Source organism: Cellulophaga sp. (assembly GCF_039943695.1).
GTDB lineage: Bacteria > Bacteroidota > Bacteroidia > Flavobacteriales > Flavobacteriaceae > Cellulophaga.
Genome location: NZ_JBDVAA010000231.1, coordinates 1 through 4656 on the forward strand (window position 1 = coordinate 1; position 4656 = coordinate 4656).

Below are 4656 nucleotides of genomic sequence, written 5' to 3' on the forward strand. Positions count from 1 at the left end.
AAAGATTTAGAAATACGTGGTGCAGGTGATATTTTAGGTGGTGAGCAAAGTGGTTTTATTAATGAAATTGGTTTTGATGCATACCAAAAAATACTTGCAGAAACGGTAGAAGAATTAAAAGAAAACGAGTTTAAAGATTTATACGAAGAGGTAGAAGGCAAAGACAAAGTGTTTGTAAAAGAAACCCAGATAGACTCGGATTTTGAACTTTTATTTCCTGATGATTATGTTAATAATGTTACAGAACGATTAAACTTATACACTCAATTAAACTTAATTACCACAGAAGAAGGTTTGGTTAAGTTTGAAAAAGAATTAGTAGACCGTTTTGGTGAAATACCTAGTCCTGTTGAAGACTTACTAAACTCGGTTCGTATAAAATGGATTGCAAATAGCCTAGGTTTAGAAAAAATTGTACTTAAAAAAGGTAAAATGATTGGGTATTTTATAGCAGATCAACAATCTGGATTTTACCAAAGTCCTAAATTCACTAAAGTATTACAATTTGTACAAGCCAATACTGCTATATGTAAAATGAAAGAAAAACAAACCAGAGCCGGCTTACGCTTACTTTTGGTTTTTGATAAAATTACAACAGTAGAAAAAGCATTAAAAAGCTTAGCTCCTTTTAATACGCATTAAAACAAATGCAAATACACAGTTTGGTTCGGTTTTTGAAAATAAGCTAAATAACTAAGCATTAACCATTGCTAAAAAAGCATACTATGAAAAAAATACTAACATTATTATTTGCTCTTATTGCTGTATCTGTAACAGCACAACATACCATATCTGGCGTATTTTCACCAGCTAAAGAGTATACTTGGCTTATTGCATACCAACTTAAACCTGGTACACAAGTTTATGTTGCAGATACTAAAATAGAAGATGGCAAATTTAAACTAGAGCTACCTGCCAACGCAGCTGCCGGAACTTATAGATTGGTGTATGCTGTACCACAAGAAGAGTTTAATTTTGATGTTTTATACAATGGCAAAGAAGATATTGTACTTAATTTTAATGCTCAAGATGGTGCAACGTATACCATATCAGAAGAAAATAAAATAGTAAACAGTTATTTTTTAGAAATTAATGCCTTACAAAAGCAGGTTATAGATTTTTACACATCTAACAGTACAAATAAAAAAGAACTAGCAAAGCTTTACAATAAAATAAATAGCACACAAGCTAGGTATGAAACTGATGCTAAGGATTTAATTGCACTTAATTTTATTAAAGCCAACAAGCCATACATTGCAAAAAAATATGAAACAATATATGAGTTTGTTGAGCATAAAAAGCAAAATTATTTTTCGGCAATAGATTTTAAAAACAAACAGCTACAAGCCTCTTCGTTTTTAACAGACAAAACATTAAATTATGTGTACACATCTTTACCATTAAATAAAGTTACAAAAGATGAAACTGAGACAATTTTACAGCAAAATATACAAACTGTAGCTAGCAAACTAGATGGTGTTCATGAGGCATTTAAGTTTAGCCTTTTTTATGATATGTGGATTTATGCTGCCAGTGCTAAGTATGATAAAACATCAGACTTTATAACCACTAATTACCTTAAAAAACTTGGAAACATAACTAACAACCAAGAAATTATTAAAAATATAGATGCACATACTAGATTAAGAATTGGCGCAAAAGCACCTGAAATTACTTGGAATGATGGCAAAAATAGTCTTAGTAAATTATCTGGAGCAGAGAATTACGTTGTTGTTTTCTGGAGCAGTACATGTTCTCATTGCTTAAAAGAACTACCAGAATTAAACAAAGCAATGCAAACGCTACCAAACACAAAAGTACTTGCTGTTGGTTTAGAAGACGAGTACAATTACTGGGATACAGAGTCAGCTAAACTAAAAAACTTTACACACGCTTTAGCCCTTGGCAAATGGGATAGTAAATATGCAGATTTATATAATGTTTCTGCTACACCTACCTACTTTATTTTAGATAAAGACAAAAGAATTGTAAATAAACCAGAGACTTACAAAGAGGCTCTAGAATATTTAAAAAAGAAATAATAAAAATAGACTTACAAGGCCTTTAGATCTTTAATAGTTTTAAAGGCTACATCTACTTGCTCATCATTTACTAAAATGGTAAACTCGTTGGTTGTAGAAATTACCTCAAAAAGCACAATACCTTCCCAAGCCAAACGCTGAAAAATAAAGTAATAAATACCAGGTACAGATACGTTTTCTGCTGGTAGCTTTACAGTTATAGACGATAAATTCTCGGCCTTTTGTGTACATCTTTCGTGTTTAAACAACTCTTCAACCGTCTTATCTAATGTATTGTTTACAACTATATTTAGCTCATTTACTCCTCTAGAAGACGTGTAAAAAACATCCTTATTTTTATTAACCTCCTTTAATAAATTAGTTTGATTATCAAGAATGGAATCAGATAATAAAAAAGTAAAATCTGTTAAAGAAGACCTTACAGTAATTTCACCTATATTTTTAAGAACCTTTACAATTTTGTGAGTAGCTCTAAACTCTAAATCATCAGATAATCGTTTTAAAGCCATAACAATGGCTCCGTTTCTAATATCTTTCCCTAACTCAGACTCTATTTCTGGTTTAATAATTCTAGATAAGGAAGTTAAATTAATAATACTCTGTGCTAAAGCACTTTGTAGAAAGGGTTTCTTTTTAATATACTCTTCTACTACTGATGATATTGTTTTCATCCTGTTATTGGGGTTTGGTTGTTTGCACTTAATTTGGTTAAAAAACTATTCTTATTAGACTTATTAGAATAAAAAATGTCTTTTGAAAGTTCAAAAATAACAAATTGTTTTAAATGTAACAATTACAATGTAATAAAAATTGGTGTCTCTTTTTTTAAAAATGATAAAAAGCGTCGGTTAAATGCTCAATTTTTAAATTATCTTCATTTTTTAAGATTGTGATAATATCAAATCTAACATCTACATCTAAATCATTATCAGATACATAATGATCTGCTGCCATAACAAGAAGTTTTATTTTTTTTGCTGTTACAGTATCAGCAATGTTCTGCAACGCATCACTACTTCTAGATTTTACCTCTATAACTGCCAAAGTATCTTTATGCTGCGCAATAATATCAACCTCAGCTTTTAGATAGCGGTAATTAAGATGTTTAATAGTGTACCCATTGTCTCTTAAAAACTGTACAGCAAGCTTTTCTCCTTCTTTACCAAACTGATTGTGATCTCCCAAAATTTAAATTTAACATACAAATTAGTGTATTTTACCGAAAAAAAAAGCTTTTCATCATCTAAAACGCTTTATTTTACGTACCTAATAAAGTGAGCGTGTTAACTTTTTTAACTAATTATATACTCATTTGTATATTTTAACGTTAAAAGTAAACACGTGACCTAATAACCAAACAATACAAATGCAACAATAATTATGGCATATTTTGTGAATTGCAATACTGCATCGCTAAACCCCATAGGTGGTAATCTAGACAAAAACAAAGCAGAACACCTTTACAGACGATTAGGTTTTAGTGCCTCTGTTGACACTATAAATAGCGCTATTGGAGAGCCAATCTCCGCACATATAGATATGCTAATCAATGAGGCGTTAAATATGCCTGAAATTCCTGAACCAAGCTGGGCTAATTGGACTTGGGCTGATTATCCTGCAGATGATGATGCCAGAAATGCCTTAAGAGCACAGCACACAATAGAATTTAGGAGTCAATATGTTAAAAGCTTTATAAACAATAACCTTAGAGACCGTTTGAGTTTTTTCTGGAGCAATCATTTGGTTACAGAAATGATTAAACATGGTTGTAATTCCTTTCAATACCATTACATAAATTGTTTGCAACGTAACGCAGTAGGAAATTTTAAGGAGTTTGTCAGGCAAATGGGGCTTGAGAGTGCAATGCTTTATTATTTAGATGGTGTATTTAATAACGGTAATAACCCTAATGAAAATTACGCTCGTGAATTATATGAACTATTTACTTTGGGAGAAGGTAATGGATATACCGAAGAAGATATTATCGAAACTGCAAAAGCTTTAACTGGCTGGGTAAATCGTGGAGATGCAGGTTGTACAGCTGTTACTTTTGATGCAACCAAATATGATTCAAGTTCTAAAACCATTTTAGGCCAAACTGCTAATTTTGACTATGATGGAGTTATAGATAATTTATTTGAACAAAGACCAAACGAAATAAGCTGGTTTATATGTAAAAAATTATATGAGTTTTTTGTACACCCAGATTCTACTGATGATGCAAATAACGCCGAAGTTATTATTCAAGGTTTAGCTGCAACTTTTAGAGCAAATGATTTTGAAATAGCACCTGTTCTAGCTCAACTTTTTAAAAGTGAACATTTTTATGATGAAGAGGCTGTAGGAGTAATTATTAAGAGTCCGTTTGATATTTATATTAATTTATTGAATGAAACAGGTTTTAAATCTGATTCTGAAGAAGATTTAATTGAAAATATAATACAAACTTGTAAGTTATTAGGCCAAGAAATCTACAACCCTCCTGGTGTTGAAGGCTGGTATAGAGACAGGTATTGGATTAACACTAACTTTATGATTGGCAGATGGTTATCCTCAGAGATGTTTTTGCAAATTTTTTGGGATTTCGACTCAGAACAATTTAGAGACTTTGCTA

5 protein-coding genes are annotated in these 4656 nt (G+C 31.1%); 3 read left to right on the forward strand and 2 right to left on the reverse strand.

What is annotated here, in order from left to right; genetic code table 11:
- Positions 1-642 (forward strand): TRCF domain-containing protein (locus ABJD66_RS17200; RefSeq protein WP_348133932.1); only part of this gene is annotated, 642 nt, incomplete at its 5' end.
- A gap of 83 nt (positions 643-725) precedes the next feature.
- Complete coding sequence (locus ABJD66_RS17205) at positions 726-2042, forward strand: TlpA disulfide reductase family protein (RefSeq protein WP_348133935.1); 1317 nt, start codon at positions 726-728, stop codon at positions 2040-2042.
- Positions 2043-2053: 11 nt separating this feature from the next.
- Here ABJD66_RS17205 and ABJD66_RS17210 read toward each other — a convergent pair whose 3' ends face one another.
- Together ABJD66_RS17210 and ABJD66_RS17215 are read right to left on the reverse strand one after the other, a co-directional pair.
- Positions 2054-2713, reverse strand: coding sequence for a hypothetical protein (locus tag ABJD66_RS17210; RefSeq protein WP_100894019.1), 660 nt, complete (start codon positions 2711-2713; stop codon positions 2054-2056).
- Positions 2714-2867: 154 nt separating this feature from the next.
- Positions 2868-3227, reverse strand: coding sequence for a YraN family protein (locus ABJD66_RS17215; RefSeq protein ID WP_348133938.1), 360 nt, complete (start codon positions 3225-3227; stop codon positions 2868-2870).
- A 195-nt stretch (positions 3228-3422) separates the two neighbouring features.
- On the opposite strand from ABJD66_RS17215, the gene ABJD66_RS17220 reads away from it, so the two are divergent.
- On the forward strand, positions 3423-4656 hold a 1234-nt coding region (locus tag ABJD66_RS17220), incomplete at its 3' end, for a DUF1800 domain-containing protein (RefSeq protein ID WP_348133941.1).

Excerpts from the sequence above, each read along its gene's own strand:
- ABJD66_RS17205 (WP_348133935.1), top strand. The coding sequence starts at position 726 with ATGAAAAAAATACTAACATTATTATTTGCTCTTATTGCTGTATCTGTA.
- ABJD66_RS17210 (WP_100894019.1), bottom strand. The coding sequence starts at position 2,713 with ATGAAAACAATATCATCAGTAGTAGAAGAGTATATTAAAAAGAAACCC.